The organism is Erythrobacter sp. HL-111 (assembly GCF_900105095.1).
GTDB lineage: Bacteria > Pseudomonadota > Alphaproteobacteria > Sphingomonadales > Sphingomonadaceae > Erythrobacter.
In genome coordinates this window covers 788,415-808,619 of sequence record NZ_LT629743.1, presented here as the reverse complement: position 1 = coordinate 808,619, position 20,205 = coordinate 788,415, and the positions used below count along the sequence as shown (strand labels likewise).

The 20,205-nt window shown below is 69.4% G+C and carries 17 protein-coding genes; 4 read left to right on the top strand and 13 right to left on the bottom strand.

What is annotated here, in order from left to right; translation table 11 throughout:
• Positions 1–12: 12 nt before the first annotated feature.
• On the bottom strand, positions 13–1,299 hold the full coding sequence (locus BLU08_RS03845) for a citrate synthase (protein ID WP_090195531.1): 1,287 nt from the start codon (positions 1,297–1,299) through the stop codon (positions 13–15).
• 57 nt (positions 1,300–1,356) lie between these two features.
• Positions 1,357–2,772 carry a glutamate--tRNA ligase gene (gene gltX / locus BLU08_RS03840; RefSeq protein ID WP_090195527.1) on the bottom strand — a complete coding sequence of 472 codons (1,416 nt, stop codon included), beginning with the start codon at positions 2,770–2,772 and terminating at the stop codon, positions 1,357–1,359.
• A 174-nt stretch (positions 2,773–2,946) separates the two neighbouring features.
• Here gltX and BLU08_RS03835 point away from each other — a divergent pair, with 174 nt between their 5' ends.
• Positions 2,947–5,112, top strand: coding sequence for a ComEC/Rec2 family competence protein (locus BLU08_RS03835; protein ID WP_233996074.1), 2,166 nt, complete (start codon positions 2,947–2,949; stop codon positions 5,110–5,112).
• Positions 5,113–5,304: 192 nt separating this feature from the next.
• Here the strand turns inward: BLU08_RS03835 and lexA are convergent, their stop codons facing one another.
• The 10 genes from lexA to BLU08_RS03785 all read right to left on the bottom strand — a co-directional run bounded on the left by lexA (position 5,305) and on the right by BLU08_RS03785 (position 15,671).
• A complete protein-coding gene (lexA, locus tag BLU08_RS03830; RefSeq protein ID WP_090195524.1) occupies positions 5,305–6,003 on the bottom strand; it encodes a transcriptional repressor LexA in 699 nt (232 codons plus the stop codon).
• Between the two features lie 190 nt (positions 6,004–6,193).
• A complete protein-coding gene (glp, locus tag BLU08_RS03825) occupies positions 6,194–7,396 on the bottom strand; it encodes a gephyrin-like molybdotransferase Glp (RefSeq protein ID WP_090195521.1) in 1,203 nt (400 codons plus the stop codon).
• On the bottom strand, positions 7,393–7,884 hold the full coding sequence (moaC, locus tag BLU08_RS03820) for a cyclic pyranopterin monophosphate synthase MoaC (RefSeq protein WP_090195518.1): 492 nt from the start codon (positions 7,882–7,884) through the stop codon (positions 7,393–7,395). Before moaC ends, glp begins: the two co-directional genes overlap by 4 nt.
• A gap of 72 nt (positions 7,885–7,956) precedes the next feature.
• A complete protein-coding gene (gene trpC, locus BLU08_RS03815; RefSeq protein WP_090200970.1) occupies positions 7,957–8,745 on the bottom strand; it encodes an indole-3-glycerol phosphate synthase TrpC in 789 nt (262 codons plus the stop codon).
• Between the two features lie 43 nt (positions 8,746–8,788).
• The gene (gene trpD / locus BLU08_RS03810) at positions 8,789–9,781 is read right to left on the bottom strand and encodes an anthranilate phosphoribosyltransferase (RefSeq protein WP_090195515.1); all 993 of its coding nucleotides are present in this window, start codon (positions 9,779–9,781) and stop codon (positions 8,789–8,791) included.
• Positions 9,778–10,392: an aminodeoxychorismate/anthranilate synthase component II gene (locus tag BLU08_RS03805; RefSeq protein ID WP_090195512.1), complete on the bottom strand. Its 615-nt coding sequence runs from the start codon at positions 10,390–10,392 to the stop codon at positions 9,778–9,780. Before BLU08_RS03805 ends, trpD begins: the two co-directional genes overlap by 4 nt.
• Positions 10,389–11,351 carry a prolyl aminopeptidase gene (pip, locus tag BLU08_RS03800; protein WP_090195509.1) on the bottom strand — a complete coding sequence of 321 codons (963 nt, stop codon included), beginning with the start codon at positions 11,349–11,351 and terminating at the stop codon, positions 10,389–10,391. The genes BLU08_RS03805 and pip overlap by 4 nt, the downstream gene beginning before the upstream one ends.
• Positions 11,348–12,181 (bottom strand): phosphodiester glycosidase family protein, encoded by an 834-nt coding sequence (locus BLU08_RS03795; RefSeq protein ID WP_233996073.1) that lies wholly within the window; start codon positions 12,179–12,181, stop codon positions 11,348–11,350. The genes pip and BLU08_RS03795 overlap by 4 nt, the downstream gene beginning before the upstream one ends.
• Positions 12,178–13,692: an anthranilate synthase component I gene (trpE, locus tag BLU08_RS03790; protein ID WP_090200968.1), complete on the bottom strand. Its 1,515-nt coding sequence runs from the start codon at positions 13,690–13,692 to the stop codon at positions 12,178–12,180. The genes BLU08_RS03795 and trpE overlap by 4 nt, the downstream gene beginning before the upstream one ends.
• Positions 13,693–13,736: 44 nt before the next feature.
• Complete coding sequence (locus tag BLU08_RS03785) at positions 13,737–15,671, bottom strand: SurA N-terminal domain-containing protein (RefSeq protein ID WP_090195503.1); 1,935 nt, start codon at positions 15,669–15,671, stop codon at positions 13,737–13,739.
• A 216-nt stretch (positions 15,672–15,887) separates the two neighbouring features.
• On the opposite strand from BLU08_RS03785, the gene tpiA reads away from it, so the two are divergent.
• From tpiA to BLU08_RS03770, 3 genes are all read left to right on the top strand, one after another.
• Complete coding sequence (tpiA, locus tag BLU08_RS03780; RefSeq protein ID WP_090195501.1) at positions 15,888–16,661, top strand: triose-phosphate isomerase; 774 nt, start codon at positions 15,888–15,890, stop codon at positions 16,659–16,661.
• A gap of 127 nt (positions 16,662–16,788) precedes the next feature.
• Complete coding sequence (gene secG, locus BLU08_RS03775; RefSeq protein WP_172800977.1) at positions 16,789–17,196, top strand: preprotein translocase subunit SecG; 408 nt, start codon at positions 16,789–16,791, stop codon at positions 17,194–17,196.
• A 127-nt stretch (positions 17,197–17,323) separates the two neighbouring features.
• The gene (locus BLU08_RS03770; RefSeq protein ID WP_090195498.1) at positions 17,324–18,961 is read left to right on the top strand and encodes a CTP synthase; all 1,638 of its coding nucleotides are present in this window, start codon (positions 17,324–17,326) and stop codon (positions 18,959–18,961) included.
• 550 nt (positions 18,962–19,511) lie between these two features.
• Here BLU08_RS03770 and BLU08_RS03765 read toward each other — a convergent pair.
• On the bottom strand, positions 19,512–20,006 hold the full coding sequence (locus BLU08_RS03765) for an Hsp20 family protein (protein ID WP_090195496.1): 495 nt from the start codon (positions 20,004–20,006) through the stop codon (positions 19,512–19,514).
• Positions 20,007–20,205 lie beyond the last annotated feature (199 nt).

Here is a 20,205-nt window from a genome sequence, read left to right as displayed (position 1 = left end):
TTCGCTCCGCCGTCAACGCTCGGACAGCGGCACGTAGTCGCGCTCGGTCGGCCCGGTGTAGAGCTGGCGCGGACGGCCGATCACCTGGGCGGGATCGGAGATCATCTCGTTCCACTGCGCGACCCAGCCCACCGTGCGGGCAAGCGCGAAGAGCGCGGTGAACATCGTGGTCGGGAAACCGATCGCCGACAGGATGATGCCCGAATAGAAGTCCACGTTCGGGAACAGTTTCTTCTCGCGGAAATAATCGTCGCTGAGCGCGATTTCCTCGAGCCGGAGCGCGGTTTCGAACACCGGGTCCTGCACGTTCAGCGCCTCGAACACTTCGCGCACGGTCTTCTGCATGACGGTCGCGCGCGGGTCGTAGTTCTTGTAGACGCGGTGGCCGAAGCCCATCAGGCGGAACGGGTCGTTCTTGTCCTTGGCGCGTTCGATGTAGTGCGGAATCTTGTCCGGCGTGCCGATTTCGCGGAGCATGTTGAGCGCCGCCTCGTTCGCGCCGCCATGCGCCGGGCCCCACAGGCAGGCGATGCCCGCCGCGATGCAGGCAAACGGGTTCGCGCCCGAGGAACCGGCGAGCCGCACGGTCGAGGTCGAGGCGTTCTGTTCGTGGTCCGCGTGGAGGATGAAGATCCGGTCCATCGCGCGTTCGACCGCCGGGATCACCTCGTATTCCTCGGCCGGGACGCCGAAGGTCATGCGCAAAAAATTGCCGGTGTAGCTGAGCGAATTGTCCGGCTGCATGAAGGGCTGGCCGATCGCGTACTTGTAGGCCATCGCCGCGATCGTCGGCATCTTGGCGATCAGGCGGTGGCTCGAGATCTTGCGGTGCTCGGGGTCGGAAATGTCGGTGCTGTCGTGGTAGAACGCCGACAGCGCACCGACCACGCCGCACATGATAGCCATCGGGTGGGCGTCGCGGCGGAAGCCCTGGTAGAACTGGCGCAGCTGCTCGTGCAGCATGGTGTGGCGGGTGATCGTGTAGGTGAAATCGTCGAGCTCTTCGCCGCTCGGCAGTTCGCCGTTGAGCAGGAGGTAGGCGACCTCCATGAAGGAGGAATGTTCGGCGAGCTGCCCGATCGGGTAGCCGCGATGGAGCAGGACGCCCTCGTTGCCGTCGATATAGGTCAGTGCGCTCTCGCAGCTCGCGGTCGACTTGTAGCCCGGATCGAAGGTGAAGCGCCCGGTCGACCCGTAAAGCTTGCGGATGTCGACGACATCCGGTCCGGTGCTGCCGCTGAGGACGGGAAATTCATGCGTTTCGCCGCCAAGCTCGAGTGTCGCGTGCTTGTCTGCCAAGATGTGTCTCCTGCTCAATCCTTTTGCCCCTCTTCGCGCCTCCGCGCGGCGGCCCGGTCAGGCCGCCTGCGCGTCGAGCCGTGCCAGGGCTTCATCCCGTCCCAGAAGGACCAGAACATCGAAAATACCGGGCGAGGTCGTCGTCCCGGTGAGTGCGGCGCGCATCGGTTGCGCCAGCTTGCCGAGGCCCAATCCCAGTTCCTCCGCGAGCGCCTTCGTAGTGGCTTCGAGAGCCTCGCTTGTCCAGCGATTTTCCTGTGCAAGCCGGCTTGAAATCAATGCAAGGCGCGAGCGTGCTTCGGCGTCGAGCAGGCCCGCCGCTTTCTCGGTCATTTCGAGCGGGCGAGTGGCGAAAAGAAAGCCGGCACCGTCGGCGATTTCGTTGAGATTGCGCGCGCGGACCTTGAGCACCGGCATGGCCTCGATCAGCAGGTCCCGGTCGGCGCCCGCGGGCAGGCGCGGCAGGACGAGGTCGGCGAGCAGCGAGTCATCGGCTTCGCGGATGTAGTGCCCGTTGAGGTTCTCGAGCTTCTTCATGTCGAAGCGCGACGGGCTCCGGCCGACACCGGCGAGGTCGAACAGTTCGATCGCCTCGGTGCGGGTGATCTCCTCGCGGTCGCCGTGCCCCCAGCCGAGCCGCAGGAGGTAGTTGAACATGGCATCGGCGAGGATCCCGAGCTCGTCGCGGTAGGTCGAAACGCCGACCGCCCCGTGGCGCTTCGACATCTTTGCCCCGTCGGGTCCGTGGATCAGCGGGATGTGGGCATAGACCGGATCGTCCCAGCCGCCTTCGACCTCCTGCATCGCGCGGTAGATGGGGAGCTGACGGAAGGCGTTGTTGAGATGGTCGTCGCCGCGGATGACGTGGGTCACGCCCATGTCGCGGTCGTCGACCACCACCGCGAGCATGTAGGTCGGCGTCCCGTCGGCGCGCAGGAGGATGTAGTCGTCGATCTCCTCGTTGGCGACCGAGACGCTGCCCTGCACGCGGTCCTCGATCGTGGTCACGCCGGTGAGCGGGGTCTTGAGCCGGATCGTGTAGGCAGCACCCGCGGGTGCCTCGCCCGGGTCGCGGTCGCGCCAGCGCCCGTCGTAGCGCATCGGCTTCTTCTGCGCGCGCTGTTCCGCCCGCATCGCCTCCAGCTCCTCGGGCGTGGCGAAGCACTTGTAGGCATGGCCCGCCTCGAGCAGCTTGCGCGCGACCTCGGCATGGCGTTCGGCGCGATGCGACTGGAAGACGGGCGGCTCGTCGTAATCGAGGCCGAGCCAGTCGAGCCCTTCGAGGATCTTGTCGATCGCCTCCTGCGTCGAACGCTTCCTGTCGGTGTCCTCGATCCGCAGGAGAGCCTTGCCCCCGTGATGGCGCGCGTAAAGCCAGTTGAACAACGCCGTGCGCGCGCCGCCGATATGGAGGAAGCCGGTCGGCGAGGGGGCGAAGCGGGTGACGACGGATGCGGTGCTATCGCTTGCCATGGAGGGCGAATTCCTTTTCTATGCGGCGACTTTCCGAATGGCCTTGACCCTGGGGGGAGGCGGCCTGTGGGCGATGTGCCGATCATTCCGATGGGAGACGGTGGCGACGGCAGCACCGTTGCCGGGGCCGCCGCCGGACGGTCTTCCGCGCGCCCTTGGCAAACGCGCCCCGGATTGTCCAGCGGCGGCGGGGATGCAGGCCTCGCGAGCGCGGCGCTCGACCGGGCCGAGCGCTTCCTCGCCGAGGCGGGGTTCGACCGGGCGCCCTGGCTCGCGGTGGTCTTCGCCAGCGGGATCCTCGCCTGGTTCGCGCTGTCGGACCCCTGGCAGTGGATGGGCGCGATCGGCGGCGGGATCCTGCTCGCGCTGACGGCGCTGGCGGTATGGCCCGCCGGGTCCGCCATCGCCGACCGGCGCGGGCACCTGCGCCGCGCGATGATCGCGGTCGGCCTCGTCTTTTCGGCGGGCATCGCGGTGATCTGGGTGCGCTCGGAGATCGTCGGGGCCGAGCCGATCGACCGGCCCTCGATCGAGCGCGTCCAGGGCTATGTCCTAGAACGCGAGGACCAGCCCGCCGAGCGGCGCATCCGGCTGACCCTCGCGGTGCGCGACGCATCGACCGGGCAGGGCCGCAAGATCCGGGTCAATGTCCCGGCCGATGCGCTCGCCCCGGTCGAGGCCGCTGCGGGCGAAGGCGCGCTGGCCGAAGGGGCGGTGGTGCGGATGCGGGTCCGCCTGATGCCGCCTGCGAGCCCGATGCTTCCGGGAGCCTATGATTTCGCCCGCACCGCCTGGTTCAGCGGGCTGGCCGCGACCGGGAGCATGATCGGCGAACTCGAACTGGTCGAACCCGCGCCGGGCGGTTTCGGCATAGCCCCGGTCCAGCGTGGGCTGTCCGCCCATGTCCGGGCGCGGGTCGAGGGCTCGGCGGGGACCATCGCCGCCGCCTTCGCGAGCGGGGATCGCGGCGCGATCGATCGGGCTGACGAGGAGGCGATGCGCGATGCCGGGCTCACCCATCTGCTCTCGATCAGCGGCCTGCACGTGAGCGCGGTCATCGCCGCGGCCTATCTCGCCGCGCTGCGCGTGCTGGCGCTGTTCCCCGCGATCGCGCTGAGGGTCCGGCTGCCGGTGCTGGCCGCGGCCTGCGGGGCGATCGCGGGGATCGGTTACACCTTGCTGACCGGGGCGGAGGTGCCGACCGTCAGGAGCTGCGTCGCCGCCCTCCTGGTGCTGGTCGCGCTTGCCATGGGGCGCGATGCGCTGTCGCTCAGGATGGTTGCGGCGGCGGCCTTCGCGGTCATGCTGCTGTGGCCCGAAAGCGTGATCGGGCCGAGCTTCCAGATGAGCTTCTGCGCCGTCCTCGCGATCGTCGCGCTGTCCGCCTCGGGGCCGGTGCGCGCCTTCCTCGCCCCGCGCGAGGAGGCGTGGTGGCGCCATGCCGGGCGGCGCGTCGTCATGCTGTTCGTCACCGGGCTCGTGATCGAGATCGCGCTGATGCCGATCGTCCTCTATCACTTCCACCGGGCCGGGCTCTACGGGGCGCTCGCCAATGTCGTCGCGATCCCGCTTGTCACCTTCGTGTCGATGCCGATGATCGCGCTTGGGCTGCTGCTGGACCTTGCCGGGCTCGGCGGGCCGGTCTGGTGGCTGGTGCAGGCCTCGCTCGACCTACTGCTCGGCATCGCCCATGTCACCGCGGCGCAGCCGGGCGCGGTCAAGCTGATGCCGCAGATGGGCCCGCTCACCATCTTCCTGTTTACCGCCGGGGGATTGTGGCTCGCGCTGTGGACGGGGCGAGCCCGCCTTTGGGGACTGGTCCCGGCCGCGATCGCCACGGCGATGCTGCTTGCCACTCCCATTCCCGACGTCCTGATCGACCGCGAGGGGCGGCACGTCGGCATCACGATCGAGACCGCGCAGGGCGGCCGGCGTCTCCTGTCGCTGCGCGACACGCGGTCGGAATACAGCCGCGACAACCTGCTCGAACTCGCGAGCGTCACCGCGGACCCGATCCCGCTCGCGAACTGGCCGGGGGCACGCTGTTCGCGGGCGTTCTGCGTGCTCAGGATCGAGCGCGGCGGGCGCGAATGGACCCTGATGATGGCGCGCAACCGCGAATGGATCGAGGAGGACCTGCTCGCCGAAGCCTGCGCCGCATCCGACATCGTCGTCGCCGACCGCTTCCTGCCGCGTTCCTGTCGGCCGCGCTGGCTGAAGGCGGATCGCAAGCTGCTGCTGCGGACCGGGGGCCTCGCGCTCGATCTCGAACGCGGGCGCATCACCAGCGTGGCCGAGGGGCAGGGCGAGCATGGCTGGTGGCGCGGTTGGCGCGATTGAAGGCCGCGCGGGACCGGCGACTGGTCCGGGCGAGGCGGATCCGACCGCAAGCGGCCCCGCATGTCGAAGCCGCCATGTCCCTCGATCCTCTGGAAGCGGCAGGCCTGCGCTCGCCCCGGACCGCCCGCGGGCGGCACCATCGCATTCGGCGCTGCCGCCCGCCGCGATCGCCGGGCAGACGGCAGCCCCGGATCAGTGGTAGCGCCGCAGGAGCCCTGCGAGCTTGCCTTGGACCTGCACTTCCTCGGGCCGATAGACCTGCGGTTCGTAGGCCGCATTGGCCGGGTCGAGCCGGATCGCGCCGCCTTCCTTGCGGAGGAACTTGAGCGTCGCTTCCTCGCCGCGCACCAGCGCCACGACGATTTCCCCGTCGCGGGCCGTGTCGGTCCGTTTCACCAGGGCGAAATCGCCGTCGAAAATGCCGGCCTCGATCATCGAATCCCCCGACACCTCGAGCGCGTAGTGTTCGCCCGGGCCGAGCAGGGCGGCAGGCACGGGCAGCGAGTTCTGCCCCTCCAGCGCCTCGATCGGGGCGCCCGCGGCGATCCGGCCGTGCAGCGGGATCTCGATCACGTCATTGGCCGGTTCGGGCGCGGCGCGCATGGTGCGCGAAACCGAGGCGACCGCGTCATTCGCCGCATCGAGGCCCGGCGTGGCGCGCCCGCCGGGCACCGCATCCTCGGGCTGCCGGATCACTTCGAGCGCGCGCGCGCGGTTGGGCAGGCGGCGGATGAACCCGCGTTCCTCGAGCGCGGAGATCAGCCGGTGAACGCCCGACTTGCTCTTGAGGTCGAGCGCTTCCTTCATTTCCTCGAAACTGGGCGAGACGCCGGTTTCCTCCAGCCGCTGCTGGATGAAGCGGATCAGTTCGTGCTGCTTTGCGGTCAGCATAGATATTCTCCCACGGGAGCCAGCGCACGCGCCGGACCGCGCACGCAGGACTTTACGGCACACCCGCGAGAGGCACCGCGAAAAGGTGCATGGCGGGCACTGTCGAACACCGAAAAGGTGAACGAATAAGGAACGAATAGGCAACCGGGTTCGTCAAGTCAAGCCGCTCCACCGCGGAAACCCGCGCGATTCAGGCGCCGTGGAGGGGAAAGACCATGACTTCCTCGCCCGCGCGCAGCGGGGCGGCGCCGGCCGACCGGTCGATCAGGCAGTTCGCCGCGGCGAGGGCGGTGAGAGCGCTCGAATCCTGCGAACCGGCCTCGCGCACGACCCGGCCGTCATGGACCGCGCGCAGGAATGTCCGCCGCGCCCCGGCCGCGGGCAGGTCCTCGCCCGCACGCATGGCGACCGGGCGGGGCAGGGAAGCGGTCGCCCCCATCGCCGCGCGAACCAGCGGCAGGACGAAGAGAAAAGCCGTGACGAAGCTCGACACGGGATTGCCCGGCAGGCCGATGACGACCTGCGGCGGGGCGTCGCCGCGCGCGCGGGTCGCGACGAGAAGCGGCTTGCCCGGCTTGATCGCGACCTTCCAGAACGCGATCGCGGCCCCCCGGTCGGCCAGCGCCTGGCGCACGAGGTCGTGATCGCCGACCGATGCGCCGCCGCTCGTCACGAGGATGTCGGCATCCTCGGCTTCCTCCAGCGCAGCGGCTAGCGCTTCGAGCGTGTCCGCCACCGGGCCGAGCCGTATCGCACGCACCCCGAGCGGGGCGAGCTGGGCCGCCAGCATCGCCCCGTTCGAGGCCGGGACCTGCCCCGGTCCGCAGGCGGCAGGATCGCGCACGAGTTCGTCCCCGCTGTCGAGCACCGCCACGCGCGGCACCGCGGCCACGGCGCAGCGCGCATGGCCCGCGGCGAGCGCGAGAGCGATCTGCGCCGGACCGAGGACGGTTCCCTTGGAAAGGACCGTGCTGTCCTGCTCGAAATCGAAGCCGCGCCGCCGCACGTGGGACCCGGCCGGCGGCATTTGCGCGCAGCGCACCGTCCCGTCATCGACCAGCGCGTCCTCCTTGAGCAGGACCCGGTCGGCGCCCTGCGGCATCAGCGCTCCGGTCGAGATCCGAATGGCCTCGCCCGAGCCGAGGGTGCGGGCGAATGGGTGTCCGGCGCGGCTCTCGCCCACCACGCGCCACTGAACGGAGCCTCCATCGGCGGCGAGGGCATAGCCGTCCATCGCCGAGAGGTCGGCGGCAGGCTGGCTGCGCGCGGCGAAGAGATCGGCGGCGAGCACCCGGCCGAAGGAATCCTCGATCGCAACGTCCTCGGCGCGCACGGGCGGGGCGAGGGCGAGCAGCCGGGCCTGCGCGTCTTCGAGCGGAAGCGGTCCGGTCATGCTTTCCCGGCGGGCGCGTGCCAGTCGCCGCTCTTGCCGCCGCGCTTCTCGACCAGGCGGACCTCGCCGATCACCATCCCCTTGTCGATCGACTTCGCCATGTCGTAGATCGTGAGCAGCGCCATCGTGACTGCCACCATCGCCTCCATCTCGACCCCGGTCCGGCCCGTCAGCGAGGCGCTCGCCGTCACCCGGACCGCGGCCTGCGGGCTGTCCTCGAAGGTGAAATCGAGGCTCACCGCCTCCAGCGCCAAGGGGTGGCACAGCGGGATGAGGTCGCCGGTGCGCTTGGCCGCCATGATCCCGGCGATGCGCGCGGCGCCCAGCACGTCGCCCTTGGGCGCATCGCCCGCCCGGATGGCGGCGAGGGCCGCGGGGCTCATCGCGATCCGGCCCGAGGCGACCGCGAGCCGGGCGGTCGCGGCCTTGCCGCCGACATCGACCATGCGAACGGTGCCGTCCTCGCCGAGATGTGTGAGCTTGCTCATTCGTGTCGCTCCCTTGCGCCCGTCAATGCCATGGGAGCAGCCCCGCGAACAGTCGCGCCGTCGCAGGCCCGTTCAGCCGCCAAGCAGTTCCCGAGTCGCCGCTGCGATGTCGGGCGCGCGCATCAGGCTTTCCCCGACGAGGAAGCAACGCACGCCCGCCGCCGCCAGCCGCTCGCAATCGGCGTGGGACCCGATGCCGCTTTCGCCGACGATCAGCGCGCCCTGCGGGGCGAGCGGGGCGAGCCTTTCGGTCACGGCAAGGCTTGTCTCGAAGGTGCGAAGGTCGCGGTTGTTGATCCCGATCAGGCGGGAGCTGAGGTGCTTTGCGGCGCGTTCGAGTTCGCCCTCGTCGTGGATTTCGACCAGCACGTCCATGCCGAGCGCAAGCGCCGCGGCCTCGATCTCGGCCATCTGCGCGTCCTCCAGCGCGGCGACGATCACGAGCACCGCATCCGCCCCGATCGCGCGCGCTTCGATGCATTGCCACGGATCGATCATGAAATCCTTGCGCAGGACCGGCAGGCTCGAGGCGCTGCGGGCGGCGACGAGGTAGTCCTCGTGCCCCTGGAAATAGGGCGCATCGGTCAGCACGGAAAGACAGGCCGCGCCGCCCGCCGCGTAGTCGCGGGCATGGTCGCCGGGGCGGAAATCCTCGCGGATCAGGCCCTTGGAAGGGCTCGCCCGCTTGATTTCCGCGACGAGGCCGAAGCCCCCGGCGCTCGCTTCGCGCAGGGCCGCCTCGAACCCGCGCGGGGCCGCGGCGCGCGCGGCCGCGGCTTCGAGTTCGCCGAGCGAGATCGCGTTCCGGCGGGCGGCGACGATCTCGCGCTTGGCGGCGCAGATTTCCTCGAGCTTGTTCATGAAATTCGGCCTCCCGGCATTGCCCTGTTGGAAAGGCGGCAAGTCATACCGCCAGCGCGATCCAGCGTTCGAGCAGGCGGCGCGCCGCCCCCGAATCGATCGCTTCGGCGGCCATGGCGATCCGGTCGCGCCACGCCTCGCCCCGCTTCGCCACGCGCAGCGCGCCGGCGGCGTTGAACAGGACCGCGTCGCGATAGGGTCCGGGAGCGCCCATCAGCAGCGCCTTGAGCGCGGCGGCGTTGTGCGCCGCATCGTCGCCGCGGATCGCCTCGATCGGAGCGCGCGGGAGGCCCGCGTCGGCGGGCTCAGCGCGCTGCATCTCGAAACTGTGACCGGTCACGACCGCGACCTCGTTGCCGCCGGCAAGGCTGAGCTCGTCGAGCCCCTCGTCGCCCGAGACGATCAGCGAGCAACCCGTGCCGAGCCGTGCCATCGCGCCCGCGTAGATCGGCACGTAGGCCGGCCGGGCAATCCCGATGAGCTGGCTCGCGACGCGCGCGGGGTTGGACAGCGGGCCCATCAGGTTGAAGATCGTGCGCCGCCCGATCCGCACCCGGATGGGCTGGATGCGCGCCATCGCCGGGTGGTGGTTCCTGGCGAAGAGAAAGCAGATGCCGATCTCGGCCAGCGTCCTTTCCGCGGTCCGCCCGGCGGCGTCCATGTCGAGCCCGAGCGCTTCCAAGGTGTCCGCCGCCCCCGCCTTGGACGAGGCCGCGCGGTTGCCGTGTTTCGCCACGGGCACCCCGCAGGCCGCGACGACCAGGCTGACCGCGGTCGAAACGTTCAGGGTATGGTGCCCATCGCCGCCCGTGCCGCAGACGTCGATCGCGTCTTCGGGCGCATCGATCGGGATCAGCCGCGCGCGCAGCGCCCGCGCCGCGCCCGCGATTTCGTCGGAGGTCTCGCCGCGATCGGTAAGATCGATCAGGAAGCGCTCGATCTCCTCCTCGTCCGGTTCCCCGTCGAGCAGGACGCCGAAGGCGCGCTCGGCCTCGGCTTCGGACAGGGGGCGGGAAATGTCGGGCAGCAGGCTCATCGCGAAACAACCTTTTCGGGCAGGGCCGTCTCGATCCCGCAGAGCTTCGCGAAATTGGCGAGCAGGGCATGGCCGTGCTCGGTCGCGATGCTTTCGGGGTGGAACTGGACGCCGTGAATGGGCAGCTCTGCGTGGCGCAGGCCCATCACCGAAAGGTGATCGCCGCCCGGCGTTTCGGCATGGGCGTTGGCGATCAGGATTTCGGGCGCATCGACCACTTCGAGGCTGTGATAGCGCGTCGCGGTGAAAGGGGAGGGCAGGCCCGCGAACACGCCCGTCGCGTCATGCGTGACCGGCGATGTCTTGCCATGCATCAACCCGCCGCGCACGACGCGCCCGCCGAAATGCTGCCCGATCGCCTGATGGCCGAGGCACACGCCGAGCAGCGGCTTTCCCGCGTCCGCGCAGGCCGCGACGAGATCGAGGCTCACCCCCGCCTCATTCGGCGTGCAGGGGCCGGGGGAGATGAGGAAGCCTCTCGCGCCCGTGGCCAGCGCTTCGGAAGCCGAAATCGCGTCGTTGCGCTCCACCCGCACCTGCGCGCCCAGTTCCATGAGGTAATGGACGAGGTTGAAGGTGAAGCTGTCGTAATTGTCGATGACGAGGATCATGTCTTGCCTGCCAGCTTGTCCGTCGCCCGCACGAGGCCGTCCACGATGCCCGGCTCGCCCGCGGAATGGCCCGCATCGTGGACGATCCACAGCTCGGCCTCGGGCCAGGCCTTCTTCACCTCCCACGCGCTGGTTGGCGGGGTGCAGATGTCGTGGCGGCCCTGCAAGATGATGCCGGGGATGTGGCGGATGCGGTCCATGTTCGCGAGGAGCTGGCCTTCTTCGAGGAAGAAGTCCTCGAGGAAGAAGCGCGCGCAGATGCGGGCGAAGGGAACCGCCTTGGCCGGGTCGGCGAATTCGTCGAGAAGCGCCTCGTTCGGGAGCAGGGTCGCGACCGTGCCCTCCCACAGCGACCATTCGCGCGCCGCGGCGAGGCGGGTGTCCTCGTCCTCGCTGGTGAGCCGGTCGTGATAGGCCTTCACCAGGTCGCCGCGCTCGGCTTCGGGGATGAGCCCGGTGAAGCGGTCCCATTGTTCGGCCATGATCTCGCTCGCCCCGTAGGCGTAGAGCCAGCGCTTCTCCTTCTGCCGGGCGAGGAAGACGCCGCGCAGCACGATTTCGCTGACCCGGTCGGGGTGGGTCTGGGCATAGGCGAGCGCGAGCGTCGCGCCCCAGCTGCCGCCGAGCACCTGCCATTTGTCGTGCCCGCACATCGTGCGAAGCCGCTCGATGTCGGCGACGATGCGCCAGGTGTCGTTTGCCTCGATCGCGGCAAAGGGCATCGAGCGGCCGCAGCCGCGCTGGTCGAACAGGAGCACGTCGTAGAGGTCCGGATCCCACTGGCGGCGATGGGCCGGGCTCATGCCTCCGCCGGGGCCGCCGTGGAGGAAGACCGCGGGTTTCGCGCCGGGCGTGCCGACGCGTTCGTAATAGAGCGAGTGGCCCTCGCCGACGTCGAGCATCCCGGTTTCGTAGGGCTCGATCGGCGGATAGAGGGTGCGTTCATAGGCGAGGGTCACGGTTTTTCCTCCACCACGAGGATCGGCCCAGCCCGCCCCTGGTCGAGCCGCCCGGAAGCCGGGTCCCACAGCGCCGAATTGCCCGACTGGAGCATCAGCGCCTCGGGCGTCTCGAGCTCGTCGCGAAATAGGCGCGCGATGCGGCCGAAGCTGACCTCGTCCTCGGCGATCACGAAATGGGCACGGCCCTGCCTGTCCACGCCGACCCCGCTGCGGACGGCGCGCGAGGGGCCGTTGTCCTCGAAATCGGGGTGGAGCTCGCCGCCCGTCACCAGCATCGGACCCGATTGCGTCCCGAATTGCGGGCGGTCGCGGATGGTCGCGAAGAAGGCCTCGCTCGCCATCGCGCGCCATTCGTCGCCGGTGCCGAAGAAGACGCCGTTGGGTTTCATGTAGAAATTGCCCTCGCCATCGGCCCGATCGAGCTCCGAAAACCGTTCGCCGTCCTCGACGTAATAGCCGACCGCGCGCAGGTCGTCGCCGAAGGCCCCGCCGGTCATGGCGAAGGCGATGCTGCCTGCCTCGGCGGTTTCGGCGAAGGCGGCGAGCGAGCCGAAGGGCTGGCCGCCGGCAGGGGCGAGGGCGGTGCGGATGGTGTGGCGTTCGGGGTCCGCGATGCAATGGGTGAAGGCCGTGTCCTCGAAGGTGAGGGCGGTGCAGGCCGAGGCGGGCTGCGGCACCTCCGGCGCTTCGGCCTCGGCCGCGTCCGCGTCCGCCGGCTGCGCTGCGGGAGCCTCGCCGAGTTCGGTCCGCACCACCGGCTCGCCCGCGGGCTGTTGTTCGCAGGCGACAAGCCAAAGCGGCGCAAGGAGGGGCAAGAGGCGCTTCACCGGCCGTATCCCGGTTCGCTTGCGAGGCGCACCGCCTCGCGCGCGGCGGCGAAGAGCGCGCCCGCCTTGGCCCGGCATTCGGCGAGTTCGGCATCGGGATCGGAATCGGCCACGATCCCCGCGCCCGCCTGCACGTGCATCACCGCGTCCTTCACCACCGCGGTCCGCAGCACGATGCAGGAATCGACCGATCCGTCGGGCGCGAAATATCCGACGCCCCCGGCATAGGCGCCGCGCGTCTCCGGCTCGAGCGAGGCGATGATCTCGCAGGCGCGGATCTTGGGCGCGCCCGAGACGGTGCCCGCCGGAAAACCCGCGAACAGCGCGTCGAGCGCATCGCGCCCTTCGCCGAGTTCGCCCACGACGTTGCTGACGATGTGCATGACGTGGCTGTAACGCTCGATCGTGAAACTGTCGGTGACGGTCACGCTGCCGCGCGTCGCGACCCGGCCGACATCGTTGCGGCCGAGATCGAGCAGCATCAGGTGCTCGGCGCATTCCTTGGGATCGGCGAGGAGTTCGGCCTCGTTCGCCTCGTCCTCGGCCCTCGTGGCGCCGCGCGGGCGAGTCCCGGCGATGGGGCGGATCGTGACTTCGCCGCCGCGCACCCGCACAAGGATTTCCGGGCTCGATCCGACGATGGCGAAGCCGGGAAGATCGAGGAAATAGAGGAAGGGCGAGGGATTGACCCGCCGCAGCGCGCGGTAGAGCGCGAGCGGTGGCAGGTCGAAGGGGCAGGTGAACCGCTGGGCGAGCACGACCTGGAAGATGTCGCCCGCAAGGATGTAGTCCTTGGCGGCCGCCACCATCGCCTTGTAATCCTCGCCCGCCATGACCGGCCGGGGCTCGGGCAGGGGCGTGTCGGGCGCGGCGCGCGGCTCGGCAGGGCGCGGGCGGACGAGCGCGGCGAGCGCGGCGTCGATCCGCTCGCCCGCGGCGAAGATGGCGGCATCCGGGTCCTGCGCCTGCCAGATCGGCGCGACGCAGTGGAGCGCATCGGTCAGGCCATCGAAGACGAGGATCAGCGTCGGGCGCACGAACAGCATGTCGGACAGGGCAAGCTCGCTCGCGGGGGCGCGCGGGAGCTTTTCGACCAGCCCGATCGTCTCGTAGCCGAAATAGCCGACAAGGCAGGCGAGCGCCGGGGGCAGGGCCTCGGCATCGCCTTCGGGCAGGTCGATGCGGCACGCCGCGGCCAGCGAACGCAGCCGGTCGAGCGGATTGCCCGGCAGCGGCTCGAACGCTTCGCGGTCACGCTGCCAGTGGCGATTGATCTCGGCCCCGTCGGACCCGGCCCGGAACACGAGGTCGGGATCGAGCCCCAGCAGGCTGTAGCGCCCGCGCACCTCGCCGCCCTCGACCGATTCGAGCAGGAAATCGCCGCGCCCCTCCTCGATCAATCGGCGTGCCGCACTGACCGGCGTGTCGCAGTCGGCCACCACCCGGCGCCAGACCAGCGCCGGCGCGCCCGCGCGCAGCGCGCGCGCTGCCGCCTCGGCACCTTCGGGCAGGCCGGTTTCGTTCGATCCGGTCACGTGCGGCCCCTCATCCCCGCTCAGCTTTCGCCGGCGAGCCGCCTGCGGACCGCTTCGATCACGTCCTCGTTGCGTTCGACCCCGACCTCGTCCCGGATCGCCCGGGCGAGCTGGCGGCGGTATTCGTCGGCCAGCGTCGGCGCGAATTGCTGGCGGGTCTGGGCGAGGGCGGGGTCATCCGCCGCGAGCGGGTCGGCCTCGATCTCTTCCAGGTCGACGAGGTACCAGCCGAGATCCTGCGGCGCCTCGAGCAGCTTGGTCGAGCCCTGCGCCATCGAGAACAGCAGGACCAGCGGCGGGGCGATGTTGCGCCCGCCTTGGGCGAGCAGTTCGCGGCGCGACAGGTCGATGGGCTGAACCTGGAAGCGCGGTTCCTCCTCTGCGCGCAGCGCGTCGGCGAAATCGCTGCCCTCCCGCGTCTTCGCGAGCACCCGGCGCGCCGCCTCGCGCGCCTCGGCGCTGCCTTCGGCCAGACGCCACGCGGCGGTGACTTCCTCGCGAATCTCGGCGAGCGGCGGGGCGGCAGAAGGGATCACCTCGCTCACGTCGAAGATGATGAAGCGTTCGCCGCGGTCGAGCTGGGCGAGCTGCGGTTCGCTCTCCTCCATCTCGAACGCGGTTTCGAGCACCGGTCCCAGCTCGCGCGGGATCTCGGCTCCGGGTTCGTCGAAGACCGCGCCGTTGGCGAGCAGCGGGGGGCTCGTGCGGACTTCGAGATCGAAGGCCTCGGCCACCTCGGCCAGCGCGGTGCCGTCGTAGATCTCGTCCTCGATCCGGGTCGACAGGTCGACGAGCGCGGCGGCCCGCTTTTCCTCGACGATCTGCGCGGCGATCTCGTCGGTCGCGTCGGCAAGGCTGCGCGCCGGGATCCGTTCGACCTCGTCGACCCGCGCGACATACCAGCCGAGCGTGCCGCGCGCCGGTTCGGCGATGGCGCCTTCCGCGGCGGCGAAGACCGATTCGGCCAGCGCGAAGCTGGTCGTGTTCGCGACCTCCTCGCGGTCGAGCAGGTCGCTCGAGGAGACTTCGAAGCCGGCCTCCCGGGCCGCCGCCTCGAGCGAAAGCCCGCCCCTGATCCGCTCGGCCAGCGCGTTTGCCGCATCCTCGGTCGGCACGACGAAGGAACTGAACGCCCGGCGCTCGCGCGCGGCGTAGGTGTCGCGGTTCGCCTCGTAGCGTTCGGCGATCTCGTCCTCGGTCGCTTCGACGTCGGCGAGGATCGAATCCCCGTCGAAGGTGGCGAAGCGGATCACGCGCTGTTGCGGCCGGCGGAACTGGCTGCGGTTCTCCTCGTAGAAGGCCTCGAGCTTGCCGTCTTCCGGTTCGCCTTCCGGGGCGTAGAGTTCGCTCGGAATCAGCGCGATAGCGCCGCGGCGGCGTTCGAGGACGAGCGAGGCATATTGCCGCGCGGCGCGTTCGGACAGCTGCGGCGCGGCGAGCGCGGGGCGGAACAGCATTTGTTCGAGCAGGCCGTCCTTCAGATCGCCGCGCAGCATATCGTCCGTGAGGCCCTGCGCGCGCAGGGCCTGGCGATAGGTTTCCTCGTCGAATTCGCCCGCGACGTCGCGGAAGGCCGGGATCTGGAGGATCTCGCTGTTGATCAGGTTGCGGCCCGCGCGCAGCCCGAGCTCTTCGGCGAAATTGCCCACGGCATAGCGATCGATCAATTGCCGCAGCACCTCGTCGAGCAGGCCCTCCTCCACGAATTCGGGCATCCCGATGGTCGGATCCTCGCTCCGGACCTGTTCGAGCGCGGACTGGGCGGTGCTTTCCAGCTCGCTCGCCGGAACGCGTTCATCGCCGACCACAGCGACCCGGTCGCCGCCCGCGACCCCGCCGAAGGTCGAGCCGGTGATGTCGGCCGCGGCAAAGGCGAGCGCGACAAGGATGAGAAAACCGATGAAGATCGGCAGGCCGAATTTCGACTGGAAGAATCGGCGGATAGAGGAAAACATGTCGTGACTGGTCCCGTCAGAGGCGGCGCGGCCGCGCCCGGAGCGGCGCGGGTCGTTTCGGACCAGCGCCTTTATCCGGCCTGCGACCTCGCGGCAACAGGTGAGCGTGGCTTTTGACTAGCGCAGCAATGTCGGCTAGCGGCGTCTGCCCCGCGCGGCTAAACCGCCCGGTGAGATTTCTCGCACAAATTGCTTCTAACTTCGCAGGATGAACCCATGCCCCAGCGGCCTTACATCGTTGGTAACTGGAAGATGCATGGCACAAGGGCCATGCTTTCCGAAGCGCGCGCGATCGACCGCGCCGCCCAGCGGCACATGAAAGTCGAGGTGGCGATCGCGCCGCCCTACACCCTGATCCATCCCGTGCACCGCGAGGCCGAGCAGATCGGCGTCGGCGCGCAGGACTGCCACCACGAGGACGGCGGGGCGCACACCGGCGACATCTCGGCCGTCATGGTCGCCGATGCGGGCGCGAAGTTCGTCATCCTAGGCCATTCCGAACGCCGCCAGAACCATGGCGAGAGCGACGCCATCATCCGCGCCAAGGTCGAGGCGGCGCTCGCCGCGGGGCTCAGGATCATCCTGTGCTGCGGCGAAAGCGACAAGACCCGCGAGGCGGGCAAGGCCGTCTCCTTCGTCAAGCGCCAGCTCAAGGCCTCGCTCCCGGTCGGGCACGAGGCGCTCGCCGCGGCGTCCGAGCGCCTGACCATCGCCTATGAACCGATCTGGGCGATCGGCACCGGCAACAGCGCGACGGTCGAGGACATTGCCGAGATGCACCGCGAGATCCGGACGCTGCTGGTCGAACTGTTCGGGGAAGAACAGGGCGCGGAAGTCCGCATCCTCTACGGCGGCTCGGTCAAGCCCGAGAACGCCGGGCAAATCCTCTCCGCCCCCGAGGTCGGGGGCGCGCTCGTCGGCGGGGCGAGCCTCACCGTCGACAGCTTCATGAGCATCGCGCTCGCCGCGGCCGAAGCCGACGAAGGCTGAACCGCCGCTCGATCCGAACTTGCCGGGGCGCCCGCCTGTCCCTACATGGGCGGCCTGAATGCCGGGAAGGCAGGGCCGCCCGGCGTCCCGCCATCCCCGACCGACACACCAACCGAGAAGCCCGTTCATGTCGCTGTTCCTCTTCCTCACCGTCGTCCAGGCGATCGTCGCGGCCGCGCTGGTCGGCGTCGTGCTCATGCAGCGCAGCGAGGGCGGCGGGCTCGGTATCGGGGGGAGCCCGGGCGGAGCACTCGGCGCGCGCGGCGCGGCCGATTTCCTGACCCGCGCGACCAAGTGGCTGGCGATCGTCTTCGTCGCGCTGTCGATCGCGCTGGCCGCGGTGGCGGTGGAGACGCAGAGCGTGAGCGACGTGACCTCGACGTTGGAGCGCGGCGGCCCGGCGAGCCGGGCGGACGACCTGCTCGGCGAACGCTCTGACGCGCCGGCCGAAGCGGGCGAGGATGCGCCGCTGGCCGATCCCGCTTCCGAAGACGCGCCCGCACCGATCGACGACGATTCGCCGCTCGCCGAATAAGCGGGTTACGGCGTCAACTCGCGCGGGCCGCGCGGCTTTCATCCTTCCGCAAGCTGTGGATGGCCCTGCACGCGCCGGGCCAATTCGCTTGCCCCGAATCACACCTCACCACTAAGGCGACGATCCCATGGCGCGGTTCATCTTCATCACCGGCGGCGTGGTCTCATCGCTTGGCAAGGGCCTGATGGCGGCAAGCCTCGCCGCGCTCCTCCAGGCGCGCGGCTACAAGGTCCGCATCCGCAAGTTCGATCCCTATCTCAACGTCGATCCGGGCACGATGAGCCCTTACCAGCACGGCGAAGTCTACGTCACTGACGACGGGGCGGAGACCGATCTCGACCTTGGTCACTACGAACGCTTCACCGGGGTTTCGGCGCGCCAGAGCGACAACATCACGAGCGGGCGGGTCTATCGCGACATCATCGCGCGCGAGCGGCGCGGCGACTATCTCGGCGCGACGGTGCAGGTCATCCCGCACGTGACCGACGCGATCAAGCAGTTCGCGCTGGCCGACAGCGACGACCACGACTTCATCCTGTGCGAGATCGGCGGGACGGTGGGCGACATCGAATCCCTGCCCTTCATGGAGGCGATCCGCCAGCTCAGGAACGAACTCGAACCGCTCCGGACGCTTTCGGTCCATGTGACGCTGGTGCCCTACATCGCGGCTGCGGGCGAACTGAAGACCAAGCCGACCCAGCACTCGGTGCGCGAACTCGCGTCGCTGGGCATCAAGCCCGACGTCCTGCTGTGCCGGGCGGAGCATCCGATCCCCGATGCCGAACGGCAGAAGATCGCCAATTTCTGCAACGTCCGGCGCGAGGCGGTGATCCCCGCGCTCGACGCGCCCTCGATCTACTCGGTCCCGCTGCAATACCACGCGGAAGGCCTCGATGCGGAGGTCCTGCGCGGTTTCGGCATCACCGACTCGCCCGAGCCCGACCTTTCCGCCTGGAAGGACGTTACCGACCGCTACTTCAACCCGGAAGGCGAAGTCACGATCGGCGTGGTCGGCAAGTATGTCGGCCTGCCCGATGCCTACAAGAGCCTCAACGAGGCGCTCGTCCACGGCGGGCTCGCCAACCGGGTCAAGGTCAACATCCGCTGGATCGACGCCGAGATCTTCGAGGGCGAGGACGAAAGCGAGATCGTCAGCCGGCTCGAACCGATGCACGGCATCCTCGTTCCCGGCGGCTTCGGGACCCGCGGGAGTGAGGGCAAGATCGCCTCCGTCCGCTTCGCGCGGGAGCGCAAGGTGCCCTTCTTCGGCATCTGCCTCGGAATGCAGATGGCCTGCATCGAAGGCGCGCGCGCCGCGGGCATTGCCGGGGCGTCCTCGACCGAGTTCGGCGAAACGCGGGAGCCGGTGGTCGGCATCATCACCGAATGGATGAGCGAGGAAGGCCTCCAGCAGCGCGAGGAGGGCGGCGACCTCGGCGGCACGATGCGGCTCGGCGCCTATGAGGCGAAGCTTTCGCCGAACAGCCACACCTCGACCATGTACGGCGGCGCGACCACGATTTCCGAACGCCACCGCCACCGCTACGAGGTCAACAGCGCCTATATCGAGCCGCTGGAAAAACAGGGCCTCGTGTTCGCCGGCATGTCGCCCGACGGCCTGCTGCCCGAGATCGTCGAGCGGCCCGACCATCCCTGGTTCGTCGGCGTGCAGTTCCACCCGGAGCTCAAGTCGAAACCGTTCGACCCGCACCCGCTCTTCGCGGGGTTCATCGCGGCCGCGCTCGAACAGTCGCGACTCGTCTGATCCCGCAGGCCCGTCAGCCGGGCGAGACTAACCGGCCGCCGTGGTCCCGCGCGCTGCCCGCATCCGCCTCCTGCTGCCCGAAACGCCTTCCCGACACGCGAATTGTGCCTTGATGGGTCATGCCCGGCACAGGATGTGTCGTGTTCCTAAAATGATGTGAAATTATCCTTGCAATGCCCCGCTTTTCCGCCCTAGTCTTGCATCAGACCTACAGGTTTTCATAAGGGGCGGATCCCACAAGGTCTCGCTTCTCACGGGGGCAGGGCAGCCGCCTTGCCTGACAGGTTAGCGGCGGGGGAACTTACGGGTTCGGACGGATCCTGCCGCAACGGGCTCGCGCCGGGCTCGTCCGTCTTCTGCGACCCGGACGGACGGGACTGGCCGGGGCGGCTCAGGTCGCGGAGGCGGACCTAACGCAGGTCCGCCTCCAACCCCTTTGCGAAACCTCATCCTCGATCGCGCTACGGCGTCCATCCTGAATCAGTTCGGCCCGGCGCGAGGTTCGCTCGCGCCGGGCCGGCTCGTTCATTCGGTCGCGGGATCGGTCCGATCAGGCGGCGTCGGCGTTCTGCGCCTCGCTGTCCTTCCGGTCCCGCGCGTCCGGGACCGCGGTCAGGGTGGCCGCGCCGTTCACGGCGATCTTCTTGGGCTTCATCGCCTCGGGCACTTCGCGCACCAGGTCGATCGTGAGGAGCCCGTCGGCGAGATCCGCGCTGCGGACCCGCACGAAGTCGGCCAGTTCGAAGCGGCGCTCGAACCCGCGGTTGGCGATGCCGACATGGATCAGCTCCGCGTCGTCGTCATCTTCCTCGCGCTTCTTGCCCTGCACGACGAGCAGGTTCTGCTGCGCGGTGATGTCGAGATCCTGCGGGCGGAATCCGGCCACGGCAAGCGTGATGCGGTATTCGTCCTCACCGCGCCTGGCGATGTTGAAAGGGGGATAATTGTCGCCCGAATTCTGGCGGGCCTGCTGTTCGAGCAGGTCGAACAGGCGATCGAAACCCACGGTCGAGCGGCGATAGGGGGTGAAATCGAGACGTGACATATCAGCAAATCCTCCTTGTTGAGCAATTTGACTTTGGCGGGCCTGCCCCGTGCAGCACCCGCATCCCTTGTGCCGCGGCCTTTCCCGAGACTGGCGAAACGCCGCGGCAGGTCCTAGTTAGGGCAGGCGATATTGCTTTCAAGAGGGCTCGCAGACCGCGGGAATGCGGCCCTTGCGATCCCTTCCGACACAGCGAAAA

Bases quoted from the DNA above. Each gene is read 5' to 3' on its own strand.
- trpC (WP_090200970.1), bottom strand. From the start codon at position 8,745: ATGAACAAGCTCGAGGAAATCTGCGCCGCCAAGCGCGAGATCGTCGCC.
- moaC (WP_090195518.1), bottom strand. From the start codon at position 7,884: ATGAGCAAGCTCACACATCTCGGCGAGGACGGCACCGTTCGCATGGTC.
- tpiA (WP_090195501.1), top strand. From the start codon at position 15,888: ATGCCCCAGCGGCCTTACATCGTTGGTAACTGGAAGATGCATGGCACA.
- BLU08_RS03765 (WP_090195496.1), bottom strand. From the start codon at position 20,006: ATGTCACGTCTCGATTTCACCCCCTATCGCCGCTCGACCGTGGGTTTC.
- BLU08_RS03770 (WP_090195498.1), top strand. From the start codon at position 17,324: ATGGCGCGGTTCATCTTCATCACCGGCGGCGTGGTCTCATCGCTTGGC.
- glp (WP_090195521.1), bottom strand. From the start codon at position 7,396: ATGACCGGACCGCTTCCGCTCGAAGACGCGCAGGCCCGGCTGCTCGCC.
- secG (WP_172800977.1), top strand. From the start codon at position 16,789: ATGTCGCTGTTCCTCTTCCTCACCGTCGTCCAGGCGATCGTCGCGGCC.
- BLU08_RS03805 (WP_090195512.1), bottom strand. From the start codon at position 10,392: ATGATCCTCGTCATCGACAATTACGACAGCTTCACCTTCAACCTCGTC.
- BLU08_RS03785 (WP_090195503.1), bottom strand. From the start codon at position 15,671: ATGTTTTCCTCTATCCGCCGATTCTTCCAGTCGAAATTCGGCCTGCCG.
- gltX (WP_090195527.1), bottom strand. From the start codon at position 2,772: ATGGCAAGCGATAGCACCGCATCCGTCGTCACCCGCTTCGCCCCCTCG.
- lexA (WP_090195524.1), bottom strand. From the start codon at position 6,003: ATGCTGACCGCAAAGCAGCACGAACTGATCCGCTTCATCCAGCAGCGG.
- trpD (WP_090195515.1), bottom strand. From the start codon at position 9,781: ATGAGCCTGCTGCCCGACATTTCCCGCCCCCTGTCCGAAGCCGAGGCC.